Below are 26,853 nucleotides of genomic sequence, written 5' to 3'. Positions count from 1 at the left end.
GGGGAGAGCGATGCAACGGCAACGATTCATGGCGGCGGCCTGTGCCGTCGCAGCGTGCATCGGCACGGCGGCGGCACAACCGGCGCCGCTGCCGACGATGGCCAGCCGCGACGGGCGCCACGCGCTGATGGTCGACGGCGCGCCCTATCTGATGCTCGGCATTCAGGCGAACAATTCGACCAACTATCCCGCGATGCTGCCCCGGCTGTGGCCGATGGTGCGGCGGCTCCATGCCAATACCGTCGAAATCCCGGTGGCATGGGAACAGATCGAACCGGCGGAAGGCCGCTTCGACTTCTCCTATCTCGACGCGCTGCTGCCACAGGCGCGGCAGGCCGGCGTGCGGCTGGTGCTGCTGTGGTTCGGGACGTGGAAGAACACCTCGCCGGGCTATGTGCCGGCATGGGTCAAGACCGACAACGCCCGTTTCCCCCGGATGCGCACCCCCGACGGCAAGGCGCATTACGCGCTGTCGCCGCACGGGGCCAATACGCTGGCGGCCGACCGCAAGGCGTTCGTCGCGCTGATGCGCTATCTGCGGGAAAAGGACCCGCAGCACACCGTCATCATGGTCCAGCCCGAGAACGAGGTCGGCGTCTACCAACAGAACCGCGATTTCTCAGGCGAAGCCAACCGGCTGTTCGCGCAAGCGATCCCGGCCGACCTCGCGAAGCGTACCGGTAAATCGGGAAGCTGGGCGCAGGCGTTCGGCAAGGCCGCCGACACCTTCTTCAACGCATGGTACACCGCGCGCTACATCGATCAGATCGCGGCGGCGGGCCAGCGCGAGAAGGACCTGCCGATGTACGTCAACGCGGCGGTCGGTGACCCGTTCGGCACGCCCGCGCTCAGCGGCGGGGCCAGCGGCGGCCCCGACTGGGGCGTGATGGACGTGTGGAAGGTCGCCGCCCCGCATATCGACCTGATGGCGCCCGACCTCTACGGCCGCGATCCCAAGGGCTATGTGAAGTTCCTCGACCATTATGCGCGTCCCGACAACGCGCTGATGGTGCCGGAAACGGGCAACGCCGCCGATTTCGCGCGCTTCCTGTGGCCGGCGTTGGGCAAGGGCGCGATCGGCTGGGCGCCGTTCGGCTTCGACGATACCGGCTATGCCAATTATCCATTGGGCGCCAAGGCGCTCGACGACGCGACGCTCGACGCCTTCGCCGTCAAATATGCGCTGATGGCCCCCCAAGCGCGCGGCTGGGCGCGGCTCGCCTATGCCAACCCGACATGGGGCTCGACCAAGGGGCTGGAGCCCGCGCAACAGCGACAGGTGATGGGCCGTTGGCAGGTCGATGCGATCTATGAGGAATGGCAGTTCGGCGATCGCACCTCGCCATGGCTCAAGAGCGATCCGGTGCCCACCGCCGGCCAGCCGGTCGGCGGCCTCGCCGTCATTCAGATCGCGCCCGACCAGTTCCTCGCGGTCGGCAGCGACGCCCGCCTGAAGGTGTCGCTCGCCGCTCCGAAGGGCAGCGAGCAGGGCACGATCCTGCGCGTCGAGGAGGGCAGCATCGACGACACCGGCCGCTTCACCCCGATCCGGGTGTGGAACGGCGACCAGACCGATTATGGCCTGAACTTCACGCAGCCGACCATGCTGCGCATCACGATGGGGACGTTTCGCGGATGAAGACCTTGTGGAAAGCCGCGCTGCTGGCGGCGTCGGCGTGCGCTGCTCCGGCGTTCGCGTCGGACGTCAAACAGGTGCCCAACGGCGTCGTCGTCACCCCCGATGCCGGCCCCGCGAAGCGGGTGCGCGTGCTGGTGTACGGCGATGACCGGTTCCGCGTCACCGCCTTTCCCGGCACCGACACCGACCTGCCCGACAGCCTGATGGTCGTCGCGAAGCCCACCGGCAGCTACAAGGTCGCGCAGGCGAACGGCATCGTCACCATCACCGCCGCGCGCGGATCGGCCGAGATCGATCTGGCCGATGGCGAGGTGCGCTTTCGCGACGCCACCGGCAAGGTGACGCTGGCCGAGGCCCCGCGCGCCGCCTTCGTGGCCACCACCGCCGACGGCAAGCCGTTCGTCGCGACCCGCCAGCAGTTCAATCGCGGCACGACCGAAGGCTTCTTCGGCCTTGGCCAGCACCAGAACCGGCAGATGGACTATCGCGGGCAGGACGTGGAGCTTGCCCAGCACAACATGGACATCGGTATCCCGTTCGTCCTGTCGACCAGCAATTACGGCGTGCTGTGGGACAATAACGGCATCACCCGCTTCGGCGATCCGCGCGGCTATGCGCTGGTCGGCGACCGGTTGAAGGTGACGAGCGGCGGCAAGCCCGGCTGGACCGCGCAATATTACCTCGGCGACACGCTGAAGGTCACGCGCAGCGAACCCACGATCAACTACCAGTTCATCAAGGATCAGGCGAACTATCCGGCGGAGGCCAAGGCGCAGACCGTCGCCGCCACCACCGGTCAGAACACGGCGGGCAATGCGGTGCAGTCGCAGCGCGTCGTGTGGACCGGACAGGTCCTGCCGGACAGGACCGGCGTCCACAAATTCCGCCTCTATTCGTCGAGCTATGTGAAGGTGTTCGTCGACGGCAAAGAGGTGCTGAACCGCTGGCGGCAGAACTGGAACCCGTGGTTCCACAATTTCGATCTGCCGCTCACCGCCGGCAAGGCCGCCGACGTGCGGATCGAATGGGAACCCAACGCCGGCTATATCGCGCTCTACGGCAATGATCCGCTGGAGGCCCAGGACCGCAACTCGCTGTGGTGGTCATCGGACGTCGGCCGCGCGGTCGATTATTACTATGTCGGCGGCGCCAACCTCGACGGCGTGGTCGCCGGCTATCGCGCGCTCACCGGCAAGGCCGTCATGATGCCCAAATGGGCCTATGGCTTTTGGCAGAGCCGCCAGCGCTACGAAACGCAGGACCAGTTGCTGGGCGTCGTGCGCGAATATCGCAAGCGCCGCATCCCGCTCGACAACATCGTGCTCGACTGGTTCTACTGGCCCGAGGACCAGTGGGGCAGCCACGATTTCGACAAGGCGCGCTTCCCCGATCCGGTGGCGATGGTGAACGAGGTCCATGCGAACAACGCGCAGATCATGATCTCGGTCTGGCCGAAATTCTATCCCAACACCGACAATGCCAAGGAACTGGCGGCCAAGGGCTATCTCTATCGCGGCAACCTCGACGCGAACGAGGTCGACTGGGTCGGCAAGGGCTATCGCAACACCGACTACGACCCCTATGCCCCCGAAGCGCGTGCAATCTATTTCCGGCAGATGCGCGAGAAGCTCGTCGCCAAGGGCTTCGACGCATGGTGGATGGACGCGACCGAACCCGACATCCACTCCAATCTGTCGATCGAACAGCGCATCGACCGGATGGGCCCGACCGCGCAGGGACCGGCGGCCAGCTTCTTCAACAGCTTCCCGCTGGTCCATGCCGAAGGCGTGGCGAACGGCCTGCGCACCGCACAAGCCGGCCGGCGGCCGTTCATCCTGACCCGCTCGGGCTTCGGCGGACAGCAGCGCACCTCCTCGGCGCTTTGGTCGGGCGATGTCGCGGCACGCTGGGACGATCTGCGCGACCAGATTTCGGCGGGCACCAATTTGTCGATGACCGGCGTCCCCAACTGGACCCACGACATCGGCGGCTTCGCGGTCGAGGATCGCTATTCCAAGGCCGATCCGCAACATCTCGCCGAATGGAAGGAACTGAACCTGCGCTGGTTCCAGTTCGGCGCGTTCAGCCCGTTGTTCCGCAGCCATGGCGAAACGCCCAAGCGCGAGATCTACGAACTCGGCAAGAGCGATCCCGCGCTCTACGCCGCGCTCGTCGACTATACGAAGCTGCGCTATCGCCTGCTGCCCTATGTCTACACGCTGGCCGCCGACAGCTATGCCAAGGACGGCACGATGATGCGCGGCCTTGCGATGGACTTCCCCGCCGACCGGCGCGGATGGAATGTCGACGACGAATATATGTTCGGCCCGGCGTTCCTCGTCGCCCCCGTCACCCAGTTCAGGGCGCGCAGCCGGCAGGTGTATCTCCCCGCCGGGGCCGACTGGTACGACTTCGCCACCGGTGCGTTCGCGCGTGGCGGACAGAGCGTCACCGCCGCCGCACCGCTGGCGCGGATGCCGCTCTACGTCCGCGCCGGATCGATCGTACCGACCGGCCCCGACGTGCAATATACCGGCGAGCAACCGAACGGCCCGCTCGTCCTCCACGTCTTCACCGGCAAGGACGCCGCGTTCGAACTGTACGACGACGACGGCAAGACCGACGGCTATCAGCAGGGCCAGTTGGCGCGCATCCCGGTGACGTGGAACGAGGCCGCCCGGACCCTGACGATCGGCGCGCGCGCCGGCAGCTTCCCCGGCATGGCACCCACCCGGCAGGTATCGGTCCGCTTCCACACCCCAGGCAAGGCCGTTGCGCCGAGCTTCGCGATGAACCCGGCGACGACCATCACCTACACCGGCCAGCCGGTCACGGTGCCGTTGAAGCGCTGACCCTGCCGATATTCGTCATCCCGGCGCAGGCCGGGATCCATGGTTCCGCAAGCGCCGAAGGCTTCGGTTCCAGCGGCACGGTGGATCCCGGCCTGCGCCGGGATGACGAAAGCGGCCTTCGGGAACGGTACGCCCCACGCGACAATTTGCGACAACTCCCGCATTGCGCGGGAACCGATCGGGCGTAAGACAGGCGGCCAATGCAACTTTCGGACGACCGGACGGTTTGACGCCCGGCGCGTCCGCGCCGACCTGTTCTCCTGAAGGTGCCCGCCTTGATCCGACTGCCCGCGTGTCCGCCCGTCGCCGGACTGTTGCTGTTGCTGTCGCTCGCCGCCTGTGGCGCCAAGGAAGAGTCGGCCGACAAGAAGGGCAACCGCGGCCCGACGACGGTCGGCTTCGTCGTCGTGCGTCCGACCAGCGTCGCGCAGACCACCGACCTTGCCGCGCGCGTCGTTGCCTATCAGCAATCCGAAGTCCGCCCGCAGGTCGCCGGCATCATCCGCCGCCGCTTCTTCACCGAAGGCGCGCTGGTCCGCGCCGGGCAGACGCTCTACGAGATCGACCCGCGCCTCTATCGCGCGCAGACCAACGAGGCGCTCGCGAACCTCAACAGCGCCCGCGCCAATGCCGAGGCGAGTCGCATCCGCGCCGAGCGATACCGCCCGCTGGCGGAGATCGAGGCGGTCAGCCGCCAGGATTATACCGACGCCGCCGCCCAGGCGCGGCAGGCGGCAGCGGCGGTCGAACAGGGTCGCGCGCAGTTGGAAACGGCGCGGGTCAACCTGTCGTTCACCCGCGTGCCCGCGCCGATCACCGGCCGCATTGGTCGCAGCTATTTCACGCAGGGTGCGCTCGTCACTACCGGACAGGCCGATCCGCTGGCGGTGATCCAGCGGCTCGACCCGATCTTCGTCGACATCCAGCAATCGAGCGCCGACCTGCTGGCGCTGCGCCGCTCGCTGGCCGGCGGCGGGGTCGTTCCCGGATCGGCGGCGGTCCGCCTGCAACTGGAGGACGGCAGCACCTATGGCGCCACCGGCACCGTCCAGTTCGCCGAGGTGATGGTGAACGCCCAGACCGGCACCGTCACGCTGCGCGCGCGTTTCCCCAATCCGAACGGCATCCTGCTGCCCGGCATGTTCGTGCGCGCACAGTTCGCCCCCGCGATCAACCAGCGCGCGCTCCTTGTGCCGCAACAGGGGTTGAAACGCGATCCCAAGGGGCAGGCGACGGTGTTCGTTGTCGGCCCGAACGACACGGCGGTACAAAAGGTCGTGCAGGCCGAACGCACCCAGGGCGAATATTGGGTCGTGACCGGCGGCCTCAATCCGGGCGACAAGGTGATCGTGCAGGGCACCGCGAACCTGCGCCCCAATGCGAAGATCAAGCCGGTCCCGGCCAGCGCCGCACAACGCATCGCGCCGCCGCAGGGCGATCAGGATGGCAATACGTCCGCCCCTGCGAAAGCCGGATAACCCATGTCACGCATCTTCATCGCCTTGGCCCGGATCGCCTGACGCATGTCACGCATCTTCATCGACCGCCCGATCTTCGCATGGGTGATCGCGATCATCACGATGCTCGCCGGGATCGGCGCGATCCTGTCGCTCCCCATCGCGCAATATCCCGACGTCGCCCCGCCGCAGGTCAACATCCGCGCGACCTATCCCGGCGCAAACGCCGATACGATCCAGAATTCGGTGACGCAGATCATCGAACAACAGCTCACCGGCATCGACGGGCTGCTCTATTTCAGCTCGCAAAGCTCGTCGCGCGGACAGGTGACGATCAGCGCCACTTTCGACAAGGGCGTCGACCCCGACATCGCGCAGGTGCAGGTCCAGAATCAGGTGCAGCAGGCGCTGTCGCGGTTGCCGCAACAGGTGCAGCAACAGGGCATCCGCGTCACCAAATCGAACCCCGACTTCCTGATGATCGTCGGCATCTTCGACGAAACCGATCAACGCACCAACGGCGACGTGTCGGATTTCATGGAGGCGAACCTCGTCGAGCCGCTCGCGCGGATCAACGGGGTGGGGGAGACCAACGTGTTCGGGTCGCAATATGCGATGCGCATCTGGCTCGATCCGTCGCGGCTCGCCTCCTATGCGCTGATGCCCGGCGACGTCATCACCGCGATCCAGAACCAGAATACGGAAGTGGCGGCAGGCGAGCTGGGCGGCCAGCCCTCCGGCCCCGAACAGCAACTGAACGCCACTGTCACCGCCCAGTCGCGCCTCCAGACCCCGGCGCAGTTCCGGGCGATCATCCTGAAAACGTTGCCCGACGGTGCGACCGTGCGCCTGTCCGACGTCGGCCGGATCGAGCTGGGGCAGGAGAATTACGCGGCCTTGAGCCGGGTCAACGCCCACCCCGGCGCGGGCCTCGCCATCAGCCTCGCGCCGGGTGCCGACGCGCTGGAGACGGCGGAACTGGTCAAGGCCGAGGTCGAGCGGCAATCGGCCAAATTCCCCACCGGCCTGACCTTCGCTTATGCCAATGACACCACCGCCTTCATCGAACTGTCGATCGAGGAAGTGGTCAAGACGCTGGTCGAGGCGGTGATCCTCGTCGTCATCGTCATGTTCGTGTTCCTGCAAAGCTGGCGCGCGACGCTCATTCCGACGATCGCGGTGCCGGTGGTGCTGCTCGGCACCTTCGCGGTGTTCTATCTCGCCGGCTTCTCGATCAACACGCTGACGCTGTTCGGCCTCGTCCTCGCCATCGGCCTGCTGGTCGACGACGCGATCGTCGTGGTCGAGAACGTCGAGCGGCTGATGGAGGAAAACCCCGACCTCACCCCGCGCGAGGCGACGATCCAGTCGATGCAGGAGATCCAGGTCGCGCTGGTCGCGATCGGGATCGTGCTGTCGGCGGTGTTCCTGCCGATGGCGTTCTTCGGCGGGTCGACCGGCGTGATCTACCGGCAATTCTCGGTCACGATCGTCGCGGCGATGGTGCTGTCGGTGTTCGTCGCGCTGATCCTCAGCCCCGCGCTCACCGCGACGTTGCTCAAGCAGAAGAAACGCGGCGAGGACGGCAGCTTTGAGGGCGGCTGGCTGGAGCGCAAATTGCCGCGCGTCGCGCATGTCGGCGAACGCCTGCGCAACGGCTTCAACAGCCGCTTCGACAAGGGCATCGACAAATACGAACGCGGCGTGGTCCACGTCATCGACCGCAAATGGCTCTATCTGCTGATCTATGCCGGCGTCCTCGCCATCCTCGCGCTGCTGTTCTTCCGCCTGCCGACGTCGTTCCTGCCGACCGAGGATCAGGGCGCGGCGTCGATCCGGTTCCAGTTGCCCGCAGGCTCCACCCGCGGCCGCACCGAAGCGGTGCAGCGCGAGGTCGAGAAATATTTCCTGACCTATGAAAAGAACAATGTCCGCACCCTGCTGGTCGTGGCCGGGGGTGGCGGGGGCGGCGCGTCGGGGCAGAACACGGGGCAGGGGTTCATCAACTTCACCGACTGGTCGCAGCGCAAGGGCAAGGACAATGGCGCCGACGCGATCGTCGACCGCGCTTCCGCCGCCTTCCGCGGTTTCCGCGACGCGCAGGTCTTCGCGCTGCTGCCCCCCGCCGTACGCGGTCTGGGGCAGGCCAACGGCTTCACCATGCAGCTCCAGAACGCCGGCGGCATGAGCGCGGCGCAGTTCGCCGAGGCGCGCGACAATCTGCTCGCCGCCGCCAGCGCCGATCCGATGCTGACCGGGGTGCGCCTGTCCGAATTGCCCGACATCGCGACGCTGAACGTCGACATCGACCAGCAGCGCTTGTCCACACTCGGGCTGACCCAGGGCGACGTCAACAACACGCTGTCGACCGCATGGGGCGGACGCTACGTCAACGACTTCATCGATCGTGGCCGGGTGAAGCGCGTGTTCGTGCAGGGCGACGCGCCCTATCGCTCCGAACCCGCCGACCTGTCGCAATGGTTCGTGCGCGGCAGCGACGGGCAGATGGTGCCCTTCTCCTCCTTCTCGCGCACCGGCTGGACCGTCGCGCCGACCACATTGTCGCGCTTTCAGGGACTGCCCTCGTTCGAATTCCAGGGACAGGCGGCCTCGGGCGTCAGCTCGGGCGAGGCGATGGAGCGCATTGCCGAACTCGCCGGGCAGATCCCGGGCACCAGCGTCGCATGGTCGGGCCTGTCGTTTCAGGAACGGCTGTCGTCGGGACAGGCGCCGTTGCTCTACGGCCTGTCGATCCTCGTCGTGTTCCTGTGTCTGGCGGCGTTGTATGAAAGCTGGTCGATCCCGGTCGCGGTGCTGCTCGTCATCCCGCTCGGGCTGATCGGCGCGATCGCCTTCGTCACGCTCCGGGGCCTCGAGAACGACGTGTATCTCCAGATCGGATTGCTGACGACGATGGGGCTGGCCGCCAAGAACGCGATCCTGATGATCGAATTCGCCGAACAGGCCGAACGCAAGGGCGCGAGCGTGTTCGATGCGGCAATGCAGGCGGCGCGCATCCGCCTGCGCCCGATCCTGATGACCAGCCTCGCCTTCATCTTCGGCGTGCTGCCGCTGGCACTTTCGACCGGGGCGGGGGCCAACAGCCGCATCGCGATCGGCACCGCCGTCATCGGCGGCATGCTGACCGCGACCATCTTCGCCATCTTCTACATCCCGCTGTTCTTCGTGCTGGTGCGGCGCGGTTTGCGCGGGTTCGGGCGCAAGGAGGCCACGGCATGAAGCGCCCCGCCCTGCCGTTGATTGCGGCATGCCTCGCCGGCTGTTCGATGACCCCGGCCTATGAACGGCCGACCGCCGTCGTGCCGCCGTCATGGCCGGTCGGCGACGCCTATCTGCGCCAGCGCGAGGCGGGCCTGCCCGCGCTGAACTTCCAGCAGGTGTTCACCGATCGCCGCCTGCGGACGCTGGTGGAACAGGCGCTGGTCAACAACCGCGATCTTCGCATCGCCGCCGCCAACATCCGCGCTGCCCGCGCGCAATATCGCATCCAGCGCGCCGACCTGTTCCCACAGGTCGATGCCTCGGCGCGTTACAGCTATCGCGGCACCGGCGCGGGGGCCACGACCACGTCGGGCACCGGCACCGTCGTCAACGGCGGCGGTTCGCCCAGCAGCTTCGCGCTCGACCTCGGCGCGACCGCGTTCGAACTCGACCTGTTCGGCCGCATCCGTTCGCTGACGCAGGCCGAACAGAACCGCTATTTCGCGACCGAAGCCGGCGCCCGCGCTACCCGCCTGACCCTTGTCGGCGACATCGCCGAGGCATGGGCATCCTATGGCGCCGACCGCAGCCTGATGACCATCGCCGAGGCGACGGCGGCCAGCGCCACGCGCAGCGTCACGCTCACCCGCGCCCGGTTGCAGGGCGGCGTCGCCCCGCGCACCGATCTGCGCCAGGCCGAACAGATCCTCGCCACCGCGCAGAGCGACCTCGCCGAACAGCGCACGCAACTGGCGCAGGACGTCAACGCGCTGCAACTGCTGCTCGGCAGCCCGGTCGATCCCGCGCTGCTCCCGCCGTCGATCGATGCCGTCCTGCCGACCATCGCCGATCTGCCCGCCGGCATCGATTCGGGGATCTTGCTGCGCCGCCCCGATGTGGTGCAGGCCGAGTACGAACTGCTCGCCGCCAATGCCGACATCGGCGCGGCGCGCGCCGCGCTGTTCCCGCGCCTGTCGCTGACCGGCCTCGTCGGCTTCGCCAGCGACGCGCTGCGCACGCTGTTTACCGGCGGCGCGTTCAGCTATTCGGCGGCCCCCTCGCTCAGCTACCCGATCTTCCGGGCAGGGGCGGCCCGCGCCGGCGTAGAGTTCAGCACCGCACAGCGCGACGCGCTCCTCGCCACCTACGAACGCACCATCCAGACCGCGTTTCAGGAAGTGTCCGACGCGCTCGCCCGCCAAGGCACGATCGCCGAACAGACCCGCGCCGACCGCGTCAACGTATCGGCGGCGCAGGACACGTTCCGCCTGACCGAAGCGCGCTATCGCGGCGGGATCGACACCTTTCTCACCAGCCTCGATGCGCAGCGGTCCTATTACACCGCGCAACGCCGGCTGGTCGCGACGCAACTGGTCACGGCGCAGAACCGGGTGACGCTCTACCGCACCTTGGGCGGCGACCAGTTGCTCAAAGCGGGCGCCAATGGCCCGGTGCCAGTCACGCCGCCGCGTTAGGCGGGATCGAAATTGGGCTCTGGCAGGGGAATATACCATCAAATCCCTGCGTCATCCCCGCGCAGGCGGGGATCCATACACGCCGACGCCGGTGATCGAGCCAAGCCCGCTGCGTCTATGGGTTCCCGCCCGCGCGGGAACGACAAAAGGCATGGCATCGGCCGAAGGTCGATCCACTCTAGGGCCGATCGACATTCAACGAAATGGCTTCCCAATCTGCTCCCCTCCCTGACAAGAGTTTCGGGTCGGTCATGCCCCCGGCATGACCTGAACAGTGCGGGGCACTGTTCACCCGAAACTGGGCTGGGGGTGGGTCGGCCCGAGAGGAAACGGTAGCGCTCCACAACCGGCCCACCCACCCCCAAACCCCTCCCTTGTCAGGGAGGGGAGCCGCCAAGCGCCATCGTCTGGCTAAATGTCGATCGGCCCTAGGACTTCATCCGCCTAACCGGGAACGTCGCCCCAACGAAGGCTGGAGCCTCAAGCGGCTCTCGTCGCGCACTCGCCCCACGAGATCCCAGCCTTCGCCGGAATGACACTCGTTGCAAGGTCGCTGGATCGAACCCCGCCCGCCCCCGCCGGGTCGTCATCATTGGCGGCGGCCTTGCGCGCCACCCGCCGCGTCCGCCGTGCGCGGAGCCGGCGGACGCCGAACCGCCGGCCGACCCAATGGCGCAGCGACAGCCCCCGTGCCGCGCCCGCCAGCGCCATCGCCGCCAGCGCGGCATCGATCAGCGCGGCGGTATCGACCACCGCAAGGAAGGCGAGGATTTCCGGGCTGGCCAGCGCCGACACGATAATCATGTCGCCGCCCATCCACGCCACCGCCCCGACCCCGGCCGACAGCATCAGCGCCAGCAGCCAGTGACCGATCGTCAATCCGTTCAGGAACCGCGCGACTGGCACGACCAGCAACGCCGCCAGCCACCCGGCGATCGGCAACCCCGGCCAGCGCAGCAACACCAGCAGACCAATGGAGAAGGCGGCAGTCGTCGTCAGCATAAGTTCCCCCTGCGAAACGACATGGGGAGCGTCGACCGCCCCGTAAAGATCAGCCGCCGTCGACGACCAGATCGACCGACGTGCCGCGCCCCTCGGGCGACAGGAACACCGCATAGGCCGCCGGCCCGCGCGTGCCGCCCAGCACATGCTGCTCGCCGTCGGCCTGATGCTCGGTAGAATAGCCGCCCCCCTTGGCGCGGGTGTAATACCAGTCGACCACCCGCCCGATCGGCTGCGCGATCACGAAGCTGACGATGCGCAGCCGGCAGCCATCGGCATCGGTCCCCGCCGCCTCCGTCACCCGCGCGTCGGGATGCAGCGCGAAGGCGGCGGGCAGTCGCGTTGCCCATCCCGCCGAATAGCCGACCTTGCTCGCGCACTGGCGGTTGCCGCCCTGCTGCACGGCGGCCAGCTCGCCCAGCGTCAGCGCCTCGCGCCCGCCCTTGCACGACGGGCAATCCCCCGCCGCCGGCGCTGATTGCAGCGTTTCATTGGTCGCGGTGCTGCCCGCCGCGACGGTGGGCGCGGGGATCGGCGCCGCATAGGGCCGGTCGGGCGGCCGCACCGCATCGCCATTGGCCTGCGCCGCCAGCGTCGGATCGACCATGATCTGGTCCTGCAACGCCGCCGTCACCGCCGGGTCGGGCGCGTTCGCCTGCGTCAGTTCGGCGTCGAGCGTGTCGAGATTGGGGTTCGCGTCTTTCGCACCCCCGCACCCTGCAAGCAGCAGCAGGGCCGGAACGAACAGGGCAGGGCGGATCATCGACGGCAAGCTCCCGGACAGGACGCGGCACCTTGATCCCGAAGGATTAAGATCGCGTCGACCGGGTCGTCATGGCCGGGAAAACACGCCCGCGCCATTGCTCTCGGGCGCGAAAGTGACCATGTCCGGGACATGTTGAACATCGTCTCGATCGTCATCGGCCTCATCGCGCTGGTCTTCGCCATTCCCGCGCTGCTTCCGGTCATCTCGCTGCTCAACTGGATCGTGTTTCCGATCGCGCTGGTCGGCTTCGTCGTCGGGCTGCTGTCGTCGCGCACTTCGGGACGCAATCTCAACCTCGTGATCCTGCTCGTCAGCGGTCTGCGCCTGTTCCTGACCGGCGGTCTGATCTGAGCGGATGACCGAAGGCGCGGACCGGCGCGGGCTGGCGTTCGGCGTCGGCGCCTATGTGCTGTGGGGCCTGCTGCCCCTGTATTTCAAGCTGCTGGGACCGATCGACGCGGGCGAGATCGTCGCGCAGCGCGTGCTGTGGTCGGCGCTGCTCGTTGCGGCGCTGGTCGTCGCCACCCGGCGCGGCGCGGCCCTCCGCCACGCCTTCGCCGACCGCCGCGCGCTGCTCAACCTCATCGCCAGCGCCGGCTTCATCGCGATCAACTGGCTGGTCTATGTCTGGGCGGTGCTGCACGGACAGGTACTGGCGGCCAGCCTCGCCTATTTTCTCAATCCGCTGCTCAACGTCCTCTTGGGCGTCCTGCTGCTCGGCGAACGGATGAACCGGGTACAGGCGGTGGCGATCGCGCTGTCCGGGGCCGGCGTCGCGCTGTTCGCCGCCGGATCGTCGCTGGCGGCACTCGGCATCAGCCTCAGCCTCGCGGTCAGCTTCGCGCTCTACGGCCTGATCCGCAAAACGGTGTCGGTCGGCGCACTGGAAGGGCTGATGGTGGAGACGACATTGCTCGCCCCCGTCGCGCTCGGCTATCTACTGTGGCTCGGGCACGGCGAACCGCTGGCGTTCGAATCGGGTCGGGGCATGGCCGGTCTGCTGGTGCTGGCGGGCGCGGTGACGACCGCGCCGCTGCTGCTGTTCGCCGCCGCCGCGCGCCGCCTGCGCCTAGCGACGATGGGCATGTTGCAGTTCCTCGCCCCCTCGATCCAGTTCGCCTTGGCGATCACCGTGTTCGGCGAGGTGCTGACCCCGGTCCGCATGGCCTGTTTCGCACTGATCTGGGCAGGCCTCGCGGTCTATGTCGTCGGCGGTTTGCCGGGGCGGCGCAAGGCCGCCCCGGAAAGCCTTTAGGGTTGAGCCGCTCACGCGGCTGCGGTGCCGGCCCGCTCCCCCTCCCCGCCACCCACAGCGTATCCTGACTGGGTGGCGGGGAGGGGGAGCGGGCCGGCACCGCCCGATCCGGTTACACCGGATCGCACATCAGCGGCAGACCACCTGCTGGCGATCGACCGACCGGCCGAGCAGCGCTCCGCCCGCCCCGCCGAGCAGCGTGCCGAGCAGCCGCGAATCACCACCCGCGATCACGTTGCCGAGGACGCCGCCGCCCAGACCGCCGATGATGAGGCCGGTCGTCCCGTCGCTGCGGCGGCAGTAGTAGCGGCCGTTCTGCCCGCGATAGACCCGGTCGTTGCGCGACAGCGAACGCGGCTGATAATAGCGGCCGTCGCGATAATAACGGTCGGCGAAATAGCGGTTCTGCCCGCCCTCGAACCGGTTGTAGTTATAGTTGCGATACTGGCGCCAATCGCGCTGCCCATCACGCCGGTCGTCGCGCAGGTCGCGGCGGGCATCGCGCACGTCGTCGCGATACTCGCGGCGTGCCTCGCGCACGTCGCGTGGCGAATCCGCCCGGCGGACGTCACGGCGATAGTCGCGCCGCGCATCGCGCAGGTCCTCGCGATATTCCTGACGCGGCGTCTGCGCCATCGCCGGGGCGGCGCCCATCACCGGCAGGGTCACGGCCGCGACCAGCGCGGCAAGGATCGGGGTACGCATCGTTCTCGCTCCAACACAATGGATGATGGCAGCAAGAACGGCGCGTCCCCCGGACAGGTTGCGTGAACGGAAAACTACACCCCGTTCATTTTGAAGTCAGGCGTAATGTTCGCCCGGATAGGCGAACAGCAGATCGGCATCTTCGCCAATCCTTACCGATACTTCGCCCTCGAAGATCAGGCAGTCGCCCGCCGCCCACGCCGTGCCGTCCGCCTCGCCCGACCCCGTCACCGGCACGAACCAGCCCTTGGTCCCCGCCGGCACGGTCACGGTGCGATCGCCGCCGCTCCACCGCTCCAGCACGAACTTCGGCCCGTCGACCAGAATGGCGCGATCCGCCGCGATCTTGCCCGGCGCGTCCGGGGCGACGAACGGCCGCGCGTCGGACACCGCGACCCCGTCGTCCAGATGCAGCTCGCGCGGCCGGCCATAATCGTACAGCCGGTACGTCGTCTCGGAATTCTGCTGGATCTCGATCAGCGTGATCCCCGCGCCGATCGCATGGACCGTGCCCGACTTCGCGTAGAAGAAATCGCCCGGCTTCACCGGCTTCCAGTCGAGCTTGTGCTCGATCGACCCGTCGAGCGCCGCGTCCTTCAACTGCTCGGCAGTCATCGGTTCGAGCGTGCCCAGCGCGATCGTCGAATCGGGTTCGGCGGCCAGCAGCGTCCAGCATTCGTCCTTGCCGCGCGGCAGGCCGCGGGCATGCGCCTGATCGTCGTCGGGGTGGACCTGCACCGACAGTTTTTCGGACGTGAACAGATATTTGACCAGCAGGTCGGGCGTGTCGTCGCCCGGCGTCTTGTACCAGATCTCGCCGACCGGATCGGCCTCTTCGGGCTGATCCGCGAAGCCGAAGCCCAGCTTATGACGCCCCCAGGGCTTTTCGACGCGGTGCATTTCCAGCTTGGTGACGGGCACGGATTTCGTCCTTTTCAGGGGGGCTATGGGTCGCTGTGCCCCATGCGCGAAAGGGACTGTTCGCGCTACCCCTTGCGCAGTAGAAGCCTAGCCCATGCGTATCGTTCCGTTCCGCGCCTCCGCGCTCGTCCTCGTCGCCATCGCCGGTGCCGGCCTGTCGGGCTGTGCCCGGGGCGGGGCCGGCGCCGGGCGCGACCTGCCCTATGTCGCGCGCGACGTGGGCACGCTCTACACCGCCGCCAAGAGCCGGCTCGACCGGCGGCAGTACAAGGTCGCCGCCGCGCTGTTCGACGAGGTCGAGCGTCAGCACCCCTATTCGGTCTGGGCACGCCGCGCGCAGTTGATGGGCGCGTTCAGCTATTATCTCGACGCCGATTATACCAAGGCGATCGCCGGCGCGCAGCGCTTCCTGTCGGTCCACCCCGGCAACCGCGACGCGCCCTATGCCTATTATCTCATCGCGCTGAGCTATTACGAACAGATCAGCGACGTGACCCGCGATCAGAAGATCACGATGCAGGCGATGGATTCGCTCGGCGAACTCTCGCGCCGCTATCCCTCCACGCCCTACGCCGCCGATGCCCGGCTCAAGCTCGACCTCGTGCGCGATCACTTGGCGGGCAAGGAAATGGAGATCGGCCGCTTCTATCAGCAGCGTGGCCAGTGGCTCGCCGCGCAGGTCCGCTTCCGCTCGGTGGTCGACCAGTATCAGACGACGACCCACGCGCCCGAAGCGCTGATGCGCCTCACCGAAACCTATCTCGCGCTGGGCGTCCCTGGCGAGGCCAAGAAGTCGGCGGCCGTACTCGGCGCCAACTATCCCGGCACCGACTGGTATCAGCGCGCCTATGACCTGATCGGCGACAAGACCCCGCCGCCGCCCAAGCCGATCCCGATCCGCACCGCCCCGCCGCCCCCGCCGCTCAAGGGCACGGTAACGGTCGAACCGGGCGATGCCCCCGATGCGACGATCGCCCCGCCGGTCGGCACCACCACCCCGCCCGCGACGCCACCGGCCAGCACCCCCTCGCCCAACGGACCCACCAGCGGCAACTGACGACGGCTTGGGGGAGGACGGGGCATCCCGGGCGGCCCATGTCACACGCTACCGCCCGGTAGTTTTTGGGCCGATCGACTGCGATACCCCCTGCCGTCACCCCGGACTTGTTCCGGGGTCTACGGTGCGGCGATCGGTGCGATTTGAGGCGCAAGTGACACCGTCTGCGGCGTGGTGGACCCCGGAACAAGTCCGGGGTGACGATCGGCAGGCGGCCCGCGAGCCCGGAAACGACCACCCCCCCCGCCAGTAATGTGGTACTATCTGCCGACCCCGCCCGGCGCGCGCTGCGCGATGGCTCGGGGCCACACCGCTTCACCACCGCCCACAAAGCCATTTGTTCTTGGACTGTTCTTGGCGTAAGGGTGGCGGCGCGATGCTGATTGCCCTTTCCATCCGCGACGTGGTGCTGATCGAGGCACTCGACCTCGATTTCGCGCACGGCCTTGGCGTGCTGACCGGCGAAACCGGGGCGGGCAAGTCGATCCTGCTCGACGCGCTCGGCTTGGCGCTCGGCGGTCGCGGCGATACCGCGCTGGTCCGCCACGGCGCGAAACAGGCCGCCGTCACCGCCACCTTCGCCGTCCCCGCGCCCGGCGGCCCGGTCGCCAAACTGTTCGACGACAACGGCCTCGACCTCGAAGCCGGCGAGCCGCTCATCATCCGCCGCATCGTCAAGGCCGACGGCGGCAGCCGCGCCTTCGTCAACGACCAGCCGGCCTCCGCCGGGCTGTTGCGCGACCTTGCCCCGCATCTGGTCGAGATCCACGGCCAGCACGACGATCGCGGCCTGCTCAACCCGCGTGGCCACCGCGCGCTGCTCGACGGCTTCGGCCGGATCGACACCGCCTCCGTCGTGCAGGCCTATCGCGACTGGCGCACCGCCGACGCCGCGCTCGCCGCCGCCCGTGCCGAGATCGAGGTGGCGCAGCGCGACCGCGACTGGCTCGAACATGCCGTCGCCGAACTGACCGCGCTGGCCCCCGAATCGGGCGAGGAGGCGACGCTGGCCGAACGCCGCCGCGACATGCAGCGCGCCGAAAAGGTCGCGGGCGATCTCACCCAGGTCGACGACCGGCTGGAGGGCGCACAGGGCGCGCTCTCGGTCCTCCGGCAAGCGGCGCGCGGCCTCGAACGCATCGCCGACGCGCATCCGGCACTCGGCGAATCGCTCGCCGCCGTCGACCGCGCGCTGATCGAGGCGGAGGCCGCCGCCGTAGCGCTGCGCGAAGCGAGCGACGCGCTCGCCTATGACGCCGGCGCGCTGGAGGAGGACGAGGCCCGGCTGTTCGCGCTGCGTGGTGCCGCGCGCAAGCACCGCGTCCAGCCCGACGATCTGGCCGGTCTCGCCGGCGATCTCGCCGCACGCCTCGCGCTGCTCGAATCGGGCGAGGCCGGGATCGGCAAGCTTGAGGCGCGGGTCGCGCAGGCGCGCGAAACCTATGTGAAACGCGCCGACCGCGTCGGCAATGCCCGCGTCGCCGCCGCGAAACGACTCGACAAGGCGGTGGCGGGCGAGCTCGACCCGCTCAAACTGGGATCGGCGAAGTTCCGCAGCGTCGTCGTCTCGCTCGACGAGGGCCAATGGTCGGCGGCGGGCCGCGACCGGGTGGAGTTCGAGATCGCGACCAACCCCGGCGCGCCCTTCGCTCCGCTCGCCAAGATCGCGTCCGGCGGCGAACTCTCGCGCTTCATCCTCGCCTTGAAGGTCGCGCTCGCCGAAGAGGGCGGGGCGGCGACGATGATCTTCGACGAGATCGATCGCGGTGTCGGCGGCGCGGTCGCCTCGGCGATCGGCGAGCGCCTCGCCCGCCTCGCCACCGCCAAGCAATTGCTGGTGGTGACGCACAGCCCGCAGGTCGCCGCGCGCGGCAACCGTCACCTGCTGATCGCCAAGCGTCACGACGGCACCGTCACCCGCACCGGCGTCCGCCCGCTGTCGAACGACGAACGCCGCGAGGAAATCGCGCGGATGCTCTCGGGCGCCGAGATCACCGACGAGGCCCGCGCGCAGGCGCTCCGCCTCCTCGAACCGGCGTGACCGCACCGCCACGCACGCCAGACGACCGCTACATCGTCGTAAAGGGCGTGCTGTGGCGCGCCGCCCGCCCCGACCTTACCGACGACCGCCGCGCCGAACTGGTGAAAGCCCTGATGAACGCCCGCCGCGCGGTCGGCGCGGGCCAGCGCGCAGGCGACGAAGCGGCGGTGCGGCAGGCCCGCGACGCAGTACAGGCGGCCAAGGTGGCGCTGGGCGAACGCGGCGAGCCATGGTGGAACGACGGCGCCCCCGACTGGAACCGCCACAAGGTGGAGAACACGCCCTATGCCGCGTGGTGGGCCGGGCAGTAGCCGCGCCAGGTGGCGGGAATCTCGGTCAAGCCTGTTCCGCTGGCGCCGGTCCGGCAGGTCGATTGCCGATCCGGTTCACCAGTAGCAGCACGAATGGCGTGACTACGACCATGGCGACAAGGCCGATCCCCGGCGATACCATGCCTGCCGCAAATCCCGTTGCAGCGATCACCAGCGGCGACCACATCGACCGTCGGAGCAGGCGGGCGTCCTCAGCCACGGCGGGGTTTCCCTGCGACTGGTGCCGCAACGCGGTTCGAATGACCCAGATATTCACCAGCCCGACGACCAACAGATAGGCGGTGTAGAAGCCGATCGCGACGCGCAGCAGCGAATAATCGCTGAGGATGGCGGTCGGAAACGGCATGAACGCGATTGCCATCAACAGCAGCAGATTGGCGCGGACCAGCGCCGGGTCGGCGGTATCGATCATCCCCATCAACCGGTGATGCCCGGTCCAGAACCGGCCGATGACGAGGAAACTGATGATGAAGCCGATATAGTTCGGCAGCAGGTGCAGCAGCGCCTGCGCGAGCGAGTGGTCGCTGACGACGTGCAGTTCGGGCAGCCGTACCTCGATCACCAGCAGCGTCATCGCAATGGCGAACACGGCATCTGAAAAGAAGGTCAGTCGTTCGAGCTTGGCATGTTCACGGTCGTTGGTCATCGTCACCCCCCGGTCGCCTCTCCTTCACCGGTTGCGACGGCGAAGGCAAGCGATCGGACAGCATCCGGGTGGCGATCGTCGCCTGCGCGTCGCCGGTCGCGACCGCTTCGTCGGACTGTCTGCCATTGCCGGTGTCCTACACGCCGCCGACCCGCCATGCTGTGCGCCGCTCTTTGACAACCGCATCCGAACCGAACGCCAGGCCGCGGGCGCGCGCAACCCATCAGAGCGCGTGACCCCTCCGCGCCTCCGCGCGAACCAAATCTTCTTATCCTGTCCGCATCGGGTTGAGAACAGTTCGCAACAAACACGTCACGAGTGTAAACTTTGTCAATTTTGGGGGGAATCGAGCGCTGCAACAGGTCCCGCCACGGGCAAAGCCCGCGTCGTCGGACGGCGCTTTACGCGCCGCCGGCCGGACGCGCCTTGGGCCGCTCGACGTAGCTTCGCTACGCCTTGCCCGGCGCGTCGTTAGTGTAAACTTTGTAAACTTTGGGGGAGATTTGGGCGCTGCAACAGGCTCCGCCACGGGCAAAGCCCGTGTCGTCGGACGGCGCTTTACGCGCCGCCGGCCGGACGCGCCTTGGGCCGCTCGACGTAGCTTCGCTACGTCTCGGTCGGCGCGTCAGATCGCACTGTTCTTCGCGTCACCCGTCGCCGGATCGAACATATAATGATGCCACGCAAACACCGTCACCGCACTACGATGCGGCCGCCAAGCCTCTGCCAGCACCCGAATATCCTTCTCGCTCGGCCGCTCGGGCAACCCCATGATCCGCCCGATCTCCACCTGCACCGCAAGGTCGCCCGCCGGCCACACATCGGTCCGCCCCTCGGCGAACAACAAATAGATTTCGGCCGACCACCGCCCGATGCCCTTCACCCGCACCAGCGCGGCGATCGCTTCCTCGTCATCCTCCGGCAGATGGGCGAGGTCGAGCTGCCCGCTGATGACCTCGTTGGCCAGACTGCGGGCATAGCTTGCCTTCTGCCGCGACAGCCCGGCGGCGCGCAGCTCCTCGTCGCTCGCCGCGACGATCCGCGTCGGATCGGTAGGGTCGCCGAGCATCGCCGAAAGCTTCGCCCACACCGAATCGGCCGCCTTGTAGCTGACCTGCTGGCCGACGATCGTGCGCAGCAGCGTCGCATAGCCCCGCTCGCGGATGCGCGGCTCGGGATAGCCGGCATAGGCCAACGCCTTCGCGAACGCCGGCTCGATCGCGGCCATGGCATCCAGCGAGGTCCGCAACTGTTCGGCGGAAAGGCCCATGGCGGCTTCCTTGCAATCGATCGGAGCGCCCGGCATGGGGCGTGCGATCAGGAGATGAAACGATGCCGAGGCTTACCGTCGTCACCCGCGCAGGGGAAGAACGAACCGTGGACGGAGAGGCTGGCCTGTCGGTGATGGAAGTCATCAAGGACCACGGCTTCGACGAGATGCTGGCGATCTGCGGCGGGTGCTGTTCATGCGCGACCTGCCACGTCCATGTCGACCCGGCGTTCCTCGACCGCCTGCCGCCGATGACCCGCGACGAGGACGACCTGCTCGATTCGGTCGACGACCGTGGCCCGACCTCGCGCCTCGCCTGCCAGATCCCGTTCGAGGACGCGCTCGACGGGCTGCGGGTCCAGATCGCCCCGGAGGACTGACGCGCCGGAGGCAGACGAAATAGCGCCGCTATTTCGCAGCCCTCCAAGCGCGGCCGGCGGGGCAAAGCCCCGGCCGACGACGTGGGCTTTGCCCACGTCGCGTGGATCACCCCCCGTGCGTCGCCATCGCATACAACGCGATCGCCGCCGCGTTCGACACGTTCAGGCTCTCGACCCGGTCCGAAATCGGCAGCTTGGCGAGGATGTCGCAGTGCGCCTCGGTATTCTGCCGCATCCCCTCGCCCTCTGCCCCGACGACCAGCGCGATGCGCTTCGGCCCCAGCGCATCGCTCAGCAGCGTCTCGGTATGGCCGGTCAGCCCGACGCGCCAATATCCCGCCTCGCCCAGTTCGACCAGCGCGCGCGACAGGTTCACCACCCGCACCCATGGCACGCTTTCCAGCGCGCCCGATGCGGAGCGCGCGACCGTCCCCGATTCGGGCGGGGCATGCCGGTCCTGCGTGACGATGCCGAGGCAGTCGAACGCGGCGGCCGACCGCAGGATCGCGCCGACATTGTGCGGGTCCGTCACCTGATCGAGCAACAGGATCGGCCGGTCGTCGTCGCGCCCCTGTTCGATCAGGTCGGCGAGCCAGATGTCCTCCAGCGGATCGGCCTCTACCACGATCCCCTGATGCGGCGCATCGGCGGGGACGAGGCGGGCCAGATCGGCGACCTCGGCATAGACCACCGGCACGCCCTCGGGCAGCACCAGGCTCGCGCCCATCTCGTGCGTACACCAGATCTTGCGGATGGTGCGTTCGGGATTGTCCAGCGCGGCGAAGGCGGCGTGGCGGCCCCAGAAACGCGGGCGTTGCGGCGATGCCTTGCTCGGGCGGTGTCCTTTGCGGGCCATGTTAGTCTTTCTCAGGAATAGCATAGGGGTCGGTGGCGACCGGTTGGGTGGGGAGCGGCGGGCGCGGCAGCGGCCGCTCGGCATTGGCGGCGCTCAGCAGCAGCGACGCGAGGATGATCGCGTTCTGCCGCATGTCCGGCCCCTTGATGTGATCGAAGGTATCGATGCTCGTATGGTGCAAGCGGCTGCCATAGTCGAGCGGGTCCTGAATGAACTGATACCCCTGCAGGCCGACCGACTGGAAGAAATAATGATCGGTGGAGCCGGTGCGGCGGTTGGCGACGGTCGTCGCCCCCATCGACGCGAACGGGCTGAGCCACTCTCGCAGCGTCGGCACGGCGGCGACATTGTTCTCGGCGTTGATCCCGCGAATCTTGCCCGATCCATTGTCGATGTTGAAATAGGCGGTCATCGCGTCATAGCCGGGCTTCTTCGTGATCGGGAAGCGGCTGGTCCAGCCATAGAAGCGCGCGAGACCGCCGTCCCGGCCAGCCGCCGGCTCGGGCCGCGTCGCGATATGCCGTTCGACATAGGCGAGGCTGCCGAGCAGTCCCTGTTCCTCGGCATTCCACAGCGCGAAGCGGATGGTGCGCTTCGGCCGGACCTTGAGCGCCGACAGGATACGCGCCGCCTCCATCACCACGGCGGTGCCCGCCGCATTGTCGACCGCGCCGTCGCCCGCGACCCAGCTATCGAAATGCGCGCCGGCCATGACGTACCCGGCCTGTGCGTCGCTACCCGGCAGATCGGCGATGATGTTGTAGGCGGTGGGATCGCTGTCGTCGAAGCGGACCTTGCTGTCGATCTCGATCGTCGGCGCGGGGCCGCTGACCGCAAGGCGCGCGAGCCGGCGGTAATCCTCCGCCGCGATCTCGACCGCCGGCACGGTGGGGGCAGCCGCGCGGGTGAAGAGATAGCCCGACCCATGCAGCAGCTTGCCGTCGCGCGACGACATCGTCGCCATCGCCACTGCCCCTTCGGCCTTCAGAAACGCATCGAGCTTCTGCGCGAAGTCGAGCCGCTTGGCGCGACGATCGGTGTCGGCCGGATCATATTCCGGCTCGCGCCAGCTATCGGCCTTGGCCAGATCCTCGCCGGTCAGCCGGCGGAAGGCGGGCTCGGTCGGTTCTGACCCGGTGCCCGGCCGCGACACCATCACCACCTTGCCGCGCAACTTGCCGCGCCAGTCGGCGAAATCCTTTTCCTCGGCGATCGGCGCGACGATCACTGGTGCCGCCACCGGGCCGTCGGTGCCCGGCGTCCACGCGATCGGGATCGCGGTCAGCGCGATCACGCGCGGCGTAACCATCCGCACGCTCGACCGCTCGATCGTCCAGCCCCGGCCGAACTCGAACCCCTCGGCGGTGGTGGTCAGGCCCCATTCGCGGAACTTAGCCTGCGTCCAGCGCTCCGCCTCGCGCATCTGCGGCGAATTGGGCAGGCGCGGGCCGATGCGATCGGTCAGGTGCTCGGCGATCGGCATCACCTGAGTCCGGGTGGTGCCTTCGTCGAGGATGCGGTTCACAGCATCGCGGTCGACGCTTTGGGCGGCGAGGGGGGCGGCGATCAGGCAGCTTGCCAGCAGGATGGGGCGCAAACTCGGGATTCCCTCATGAAAAATAGATGCCGGCGACGCTAAGTTGCCCATGAATATGGCGCAAGCCGTTGACAGCGCCGCGCCGGGACGGCAATGGGCGCGCTCGCTTGAACGGCTGACCCGTTCAGGTGGCGGCTGGACAGGTGGCCGAGTGGTTAAAGGCAGCAGACTGTAAATCTGCCCGGGTTTCCCGTACGCTGGTTCGAATCCAGCCCTGTCCACCACCGCCCGCGCATTTGGCGCGGCGGTGCTTCGCGGGAAGCAAGATAATCCCGACCCCCATTCTCTTCGTTATCGCCGCGCTGCTCGAAATCGGCGGCTGCTTCGCCATGTGGGCATGGTGGCGGCTCGACCGGTCGGTCTGGTGGCTGCTACCCGGCATGGCGGCGCTCGCTGGCTTCGCATGGGTGCTGGCGCAGAGCGACACCGCCGGGGCGGGGCGCGCCTATGCGGCCTATGGCGGTGTCTATGTGCTGGGCGCGGTGCTGTGGGGTTGGTGGGTCGAGGGGCTGGTGCCCGACCGGTTCGATGTAGTCGGTGCGGGGCTGTGCCTCACCGGCTGCGCGGTGATCCTGTTCGGACCACGATAGGGGAGGGCGCTGGAGCGGGTAACGGGAATCGAACCCGTGTATTCAGCTTGGAAGGCTGCTGTACTACCATTGTACTATACCCGCCCGCGCGAAACCTGTCCCTGCCACACCCATATCGCCGGGGTCAACCGGTCGCGCGCAGAGCCGCGTGGAAACGCTGGCGTTCGCGCGGCGGACGCCATAAATCGCGCGGCATAATGGCAAAGATCACCACCCCGCGCCCCGTCCGGGGCACCCAGGACATTTTCGGCAATTTCGAGCGGCGCTTCACCCATGTCGCCCAAACCTTCGAGCGCGTACGCCGCCTCTATTGCTTTTCGCGGGTCGAGGTGCCGGTATTTGAATCGACCGCCGTCTTCGCCCGCTCGCTCGGCGAGACGACCGACGTCGTGTCGAAGGAGATGTATTCGTTCGAGGATCGCGGCGGCGATTCGCTGACGCTGCGCCCCGAATTCACCGCCGGCATCGCCCGCGCGTACCTGACCGAAGGCTGGCAGCAATATGCGCCGCTCAAGCTCGCGACGCACGGCCCGGTGTTCCGCTACGAACGCCCGCAAAAGGGCCGCTATCGCCAGTTCCACCAGATCGACGCTGAGGTGATCGGCGCGGCCGAGCCGATGGCCGATGTCGAGCTGCTGGCGATGGCCGACCAGTTGCTCAAGGAACTGGGTATCGCCGATGGCGTGACGTTGCAGCTCAACACGCTGGGCGATGCCGAGACGCGCGACGCATGGCGCGCCGCACTGGTCGAGCATTTCGAGGGGCACCGCGCCGACCTGTCCGAAGACAGCCTGAAACGCCTCGACAAGAATCCGATGCGCATCCTCGATTCGAAGGACCCGCGCGACCGGCCGATCGCCGATTCGGCGCCGGGGATCGATTCGTTCCTGACGGCGGAGGCAGCGGACTTCTTCGCCGCCGTCACCGGCGGGCTCGACGCGGCGGGGGTGCAGTGGACCCGCAACGACCGGCTGGTGCGCGGATTGGACTATTACCGCCACACCGCGTTCGAATTTGTCACCGACCGGCTGGGCGCGCAGGGGACCGTCTTGGCGGGTGGGCGCTACGACGGTCTGATCGAATCGCTCGGCGGTCCGGCGACGCCGGGTGTGGGCTGGGCAGCGGGGATCGAGCGACTGGCGATGTTGCTGGAGGAGCCGGAAGAGGTTTACCCCACCGTCACAGTCGTACCGGATAAGCCTGAACTCGAAAAGGATGCGATTGAAGCAGTCGCTATGTTGCGCCGAGCAGGAGTTTCGAGTGTTCTCGGGTATCGAGGAACCGCCAAGCGTCGGATCGAAGTTGCCAAAAGAGAAAAGACGGGCGCAGTGCTGTTCATTCGCCATGATTCAGAAGTGCAATCGGTTTTGAGTATAAGCCATTTTCGGTCAGACTCACGAAACTACGAACAGAGAAGAGTTAACGCTCTCGTTCGGGACGCGCTAGGAGAGCGTTTCGGATGGGACATGGCTAGTGCGGGCTTCAATAACCCATGACCATCGCCCCCGAACGCATCGCCCAGATCGAGGCGCGCCGTGACGAACTCGCCGCGCAGATGGCGACCGGCGACCTGCCCGGCGATCGCTTCGTCGCGGTATCGAAAGAATATGCCGAACTCGAACCCGTCGCGGCGGCGGCAGGCGAGGTACGCCGGCTGCGCGCCGAGAGCGAGAGCCTGACGCACATGACGCAGGACGCCGACGACGACATGCGCGCGATGGCGATCGAGGAACTCCACGCTAATCGCGGGCAGCTCGAATCGGCCGAACGTGCGCTGGCGCTGGCGCTGCTGCCGCGCGACGCGGCCGACGAACGCGCGGCGATGCTCGAAATCCGCGCCGGCACCGGCGGCGACGAAGCCGCGCTGTTCGCCGGCGACCTGTTCCGCATGTACCAGCGTTATGCCGACAATCGCGGCTGGCGGATCGAGCTGATCTCGGCCTCGGTATCCGACGCGGGCGGCTATAAGGAAGTCGTCGCCAGTGTCACCGGCGCGGGCGTGTTCGCGCGCCTGAAGTTCGAAAGCGGCGTCCACCGTGTCCAGCGCGTGCCCGCGACCGAAAGCGGCGGCCGCATCCACACCAGCGCCGCGACCGTCGCGGTGCTCCCCGAAGCCGAGGAAGTCGACGTCCAGATCGACGAGGCGCGCGACCTGCGCATCGACGTCTATCGCTCGTCGGGGCCGGGCGGCCAGTCGGTCAACACCACCGATTCGGCGGTGCGCATCACCCATCTGCCCACCGGCCTCGTCGTGATCCAGCAGGACGAAAAATCGCAGCACAAGAACAAGGCCAAGGCGCTGAAAGTCCTGCGCACCCGCCTCTACGAAGCCGAACGCGCGCGGCTGGCCGACGAGCGCGCCGGCACGCGCCGCTCGATGGTCGGATCGGGCGACCGGTCGGAGCGCATCCGCACCTATAATTTCCCGCAGGGGCGCGTGACCGACCACCGCATCAACCTGACGCTCCACCGTTTGCCCGAAATTCTGGAAGGCGAGATGGAGGAACTGCTCGGCGCACTGATCGCGCAGGACGAGGCGGAGCGGCTGGCGACGCTGGATGGGTGATTTGCGTTCACGCGAAGGCGCGAAGGTCGCGAAGAAGAAGGAAGGATGGTTTCGCGCAGAGGCGCAGAGGCGCGGAGAGAGTGCGCCTGCCGATCGCGCAGCGATCTACCGCCACCGTCATGTTGACCAAAGGGAACAGTGCCTGACGGCGCGGAACGTAGCTCGACGCGCAACCCCTCCGCGCCTCTGCGCCTCTGCGCGAACAATCTCTTTCTTCTTTGCGC

The 26,853-nt window shown here is 67.7% G+C and carries 23 protein-coding genes and 2 tRNA genes; 15 read left to right on the top strand and 10 right to left on the bottom strand.

The genetic code is table 11. From position 1 onward, the window contains the following. The first annotated feature begins 10 nt into the window (after positions 1 to 10). Entirely contained in the window at positions 11 to 1,639 is a 1,629-nt protein-coding gene (locus ASG37_RS13740) for a DUF5597 domain-containing protein (protein ID WP_235525245.1), read from the top strand. Further along, the gene (locus tag ASG37_RS13735) at positions 1,636 to 4,491 is read left to right on the top strand and encodes a TIM-barrel domain-containing protein (RefSeq protein WP_082448483.1); all 2,856 of its coding nucleotides are present in this window, start codon (positions 1,636 to 1,638) and stop codon (positions 4,489 to 4,491) included. Before ASG37_RS13740 ends, ASG37_RS13735 begins: the two co-directional genes overlap by 4 nt. Here ASG37_RS13735 and ASG37_RS13730 read toward each other — a convergent pair. Next, positions 4,452 to 4,655 carry a hypothetical protein gene (locus tag ASG37_RS13730; RefSeq protein WP_055761294.1) on the bottom strand — a complete coding sequence of 68 codons (204 nt, stop codon included), beginning with the start codon at positions 4,653 to 4,655 and terminating at the stop codon, positions 4,452 to 4,454. The two genes, ASG37_RS13735 and ASG37_RS13730, sit on opposite strands and share 40 nt — an antisense overlap. Positions 4,656 to 4,769: 114 nt before the next feature. Between ASG37_RS13730 and ASG37_RS13725 the strand changes: the two genes are divergently transcribed. Genes ASG37_RS13725 through ASG37_RS13715 form a run of 3 tightly spaced genes read left to right on the top strand, consistent with a single transcriptional unit; the run spans position 4,770 to position 10,645 of the window. Beyond that, positions 4,770 to 5,969, top strand: coding sequence for an efflux RND transporter periplasmic adaptor subunit (locus ASG37_RS13725; RefSeq protein WP_414888231.1), 1,200 nt, complete (start codon positions 4,770 to 4,772; stop codon positions 5,967 to 5,969). A 45-nt stretch (positions 5,970 to 6,014) separates the two neighbouring features. Beyond that, the gene (locus tag ASG37_RS13720; protein WP_055761291.1) at positions 6,015 to 9,188 is read left to right on the top strand and encodes a multidrug efflux RND transporter permease subunit; all 3,174 of its coding nucleotides are present in this window, start codon (positions 6,015 to 6,017) and stop codon (positions 9,186 to 9,188) included. Then, entirely contained in the window at positions 9,185 to 10,645 is a 1,461-nt protein-coding gene (locus ASG37_RS13715) for an efflux transporter outer membrane subunit (RefSeq protein ID WP_055761289.1), read from the top strand. Before ASG37_RS13720 ends, ASG37_RS13715 begins: the two co-directional genes overlap by 4 nt. Before the next feature lie 480 nt (positions 10,646 to 11,125). Here the strand turns inward: ASG37_RS13715 and ASG37_RS13710 are convergent, their stop codons facing one another. Both ASG37_RS13710 and ASG37_RS13705 read right to left on the bottom strand, forming a co-directional pair. Next, positions 11,126 to 11,647, bottom strand: a complete 522-nt coding sequence (locus tag ASG37_RS13710; RefSeq protein ID WP_055761287.1) for a hypothetical protein — start codon at positions 11,645 to 11,647, stop codon at positions 11,126 to 11,128. Positions 11,648 to 11,696: 49 nt separating this feature from the next. Further along, on the bottom strand, positions 11,697 to 12,410 hold the full coding sequence (locus tag ASG37_RS13705; RefSeq protein ID WP_055761284.1) for a hypothetical protein: 714 nt from the start codon (positions 12,408 to 12,410) through the stop codon (positions 11,697 to 11,699). A 132-nt stretch (positions 12,411 to 12,542) separates the two neighbouring features. Between ASG37_RS13705 and ASG37_RS13700 the strand changes: the two genes are divergently transcribed. Then, positions 12,543 to 12,764: a hypothetical protein gene (locus ASG37_RS13700; protein WP_055761280.1), complete on the top strand. Its 222-nt coding sequence runs from the start codon at positions 12,543 to 12,545 to the stop codon at positions 12,762 to 12,764. A gap of 4 nt (positions 12,765 to 12,768) precedes the next feature. Next, positions 12,769 to 13,668 carry an EamA family transporter RarD gene (rarD, locus tag ASG37_RS13695; RefSeq protein ID WP_055761277.1) on the top strand — a complete coding sequence of 300 codons (900 nt, stop codon included), beginning with the start codon at positions 12,769 to 12,771 and terminating at the stop codon, positions 13,666 to 13,668. Positions 13,669 to 13,797: 129 nt separating this feature from the next. On the opposite strand, the gene ASG37_RS13690 is transcribed toward rarD, so the two are convergent. Then, positions 13,798 to 14,373: a glycine zipper 2TM domain-containing protein gene (locus tag ASG37_RS13690; protein WP_055761274.1), complete on the bottom strand. Its 576-nt coding sequence runs from the start codon at positions 14,371 to 14,373 to the stop codon at positions 13,798 to 13,800. 96 nt (positions 14,374 to 14,469) lie between these two features. Continuing rightward, positions 14,470 to 15,294, bottom strand: a complete 825-nt coding sequence (locus ASG37_RS13685; RefSeq protein WP_082448481.1) for a class I mannose-6-phosphate isomerase — start codon at positions 15,292 to 15,294, stop codon at positions 14,470 to 14,472. A 94-nt stretch (positions 15,295 to 15,388) separates the two neighbouring features. Here ASG37_RS13685 and ASG37_RS13680 point away from each other — a divergent pair, with 94 nt between their 5' ends. From ASG37_RS13680 to ASG37_RS13670, 3 genes are all read left to right on the top strand, one after another. Beyond that, positions 15,389 to 16,351: an outer membrane protein assembly factor BamD gene (locus ASG37_RS13680; protein WP_055761270.1), complete on the top strand. Its 963-nt coding sequence runs from the start codon at positions 15,389 to 15,391 to the stop codon at positions 16,349 to 16,351. A gap of 376 nt (positions 16,352 to 16,727) precedes the next feature. Next, a complete protein-coding gene (gene recN / locus ASG37_RS13675) occupies positions 16,728 to 18,392 on the top strand; it encodes a DNA repair protein RecN (protein ID WP_055761267.1) in 1,665 nt (554 codons plus the stop codon). Beyond that, entirely contained in the window at positions 18,389 to 18,703 is a 315-nt protein-coding gene (locus ASG37_RS13670; RefSeq protein ID WP_055761264.1) for a hypothetical protein, read from the top strand. The genes recN and ASG37_RS13670 overlap by 4 nt, the downstream gene beginning before the upstream one ends. 25 nt (positions 18,704 to 18,728) lie before the next feature. Here ASG37_RS13670 and ASG37_RS13665 read toward each other — a convergent pair whose 3' ends face one another. Next, on the bottom strand, positions 18,729 to 19,370 hold the full coding sequence (locus tag ASG37_RS13665) for a TMEM175 family protein (RefSeq protein ID WP_055761594.1): 642 nt from the start codon (positions 19,368 to 19,370) through the stop codon (positions 18,729 to 18,731). Positions 19,371 to 19,995: 625 nt separating this feature from the next. Then, positions 19,996 to 20,640, bottom strand: coding sequence for a DNA-3-methyladenine glycosylase family protein (locus ASG37_RS13660; protein ID WP_055761592.1), 645 nt, complete (start codon positions 20,638 to 20,640; stop codon positions 19,996 to 19,998). Positions 20,641 to 20,702: 62 nt separating this feature from the next. Between ASG37_RS13660 and ASG37_RS13655 the strand changes: the two genes are divergently transcribed. Then, positions 20,703 to 21,020: a 2Fe-2S iron-sulfur cluster-binding protein gene (locus tag ASG37_RS13655; protein ID WP_055761261.1), complete on the top strand. Its 318-nt coding sequence runs from the start codon at positions 20,703 to 20,705 to the stop codon at positions 21,018 to 21,020. Positions 21,021 to 21,126: 106 nt separating this feature from the next. Here ASG37_RS13655 and rlmB read toward each other — a convergent pair whose 3' ends face one another. Next, positions 21,127 to 21,876: a 23S rRNA (guanosine(2251)-2'-O)-methyltransferase RlmB gene (rlmB, locus tag ASG37_RS13650; protein ID WP_055761257.1), complete on the bottom strand. Its 750-nt coding sequence runs from the start codon at positions 21,874 to 21,876 to the stop codon at positions 21,127 to 21,129. 1 nt (position 21,877) lies between these two features. After that, the gene (locus ASG37_RS13645) at positions 21,878 to 23,473 is read right to left on the bottom strand and encodes a M20/M25/M40 family metallo-hydrolase (protein ID WP_055761254.1); all 1,596 of its coding nucleotides are present in this window, start codon (positions 23,471 to 23,473) and stop codon (positions 21,878 to 21,880) included. 137 nt (positions 23,474 to 23,610) lie between these two features. Here ASG37_RS13645 and ASG37_RS13640 point away from each other — a divergent pair. Together ASG37_RS13640 and ASG37_RS13635 are read left to right on the top strand one after the other, a co-directional pair. Beyond that, a tRNA-Tyr gene (locus ASG37_RS13640) sits at positions 23,611 to 23,697 on the top strand. Positions 23,698 to 23,709: 12 nt separating this feature from the next. Then, a complete protein-coding gene (locus ASG37_RS13635; protein WP_162233478.1) occupies positions 23,710 to 24,063 on the top strand; it encodes a YnfA family protein in 354 nt (117 codons plus the stop codon). A 10-nt stretch (positions 24,064 to 24,073) separates the two neighbouring features. On the opposite strand, the gene ASG37_RS13630 is transcribed toward ASG37_RS13635, so the two are convergent. Continuing rightward, positions 24,074 to 24,147, bottom strand: a tRNA-Gly gene (locus ASG37_RS13630). Positions 24,148 to 24,260: 113 nt separating this feature from the next. On the opposite strand from ASG37_RS13630, the gene hisS reads away from it, so the two are divergent. Together hisS and prfA are read left to right on the top strand one after the other, a co-directional pair. Then, entirely contained in the window at positions 24,261 to 25,559 is a 1,299-nt protein-coding gene (hisS, locus tag ASG37_RS13625; protein WP_055761252.1) for a histidine--tRNA ligase, read from the top strand. Beyond that, positions 25,556 to 26,629: a peptide chain release factor 1 gene (gene prfA, locus ASG37_RS13620; protein ID WP_055761250.1), complete on the top strand. Its 1,074-nt coding sequence runs from the start codon at positions 25,556 to 25,558 to the stop codon at positions 26,627 to 26,629. Before hisS ends, prfA begins: the two co-directional genes overlap by 4 nt. The last annotated feature ends 224 nt before the right edge of the window (positions 26,630 to 26,853 follow it).

The organism is Sphingomonas sp. Leaf407 (genome assembly GCF_001425385.1).
In the GTDB taxonomy this organism is placed as follows: Bacteria; Pseudomonadota; Alphaproteobacteria; order Sphingomonadales; family Sphingomonadaceae; genus Sphingomonas.
This window is presented reverse-complemented; position numbering and strand designations above follow the sequence as displayed.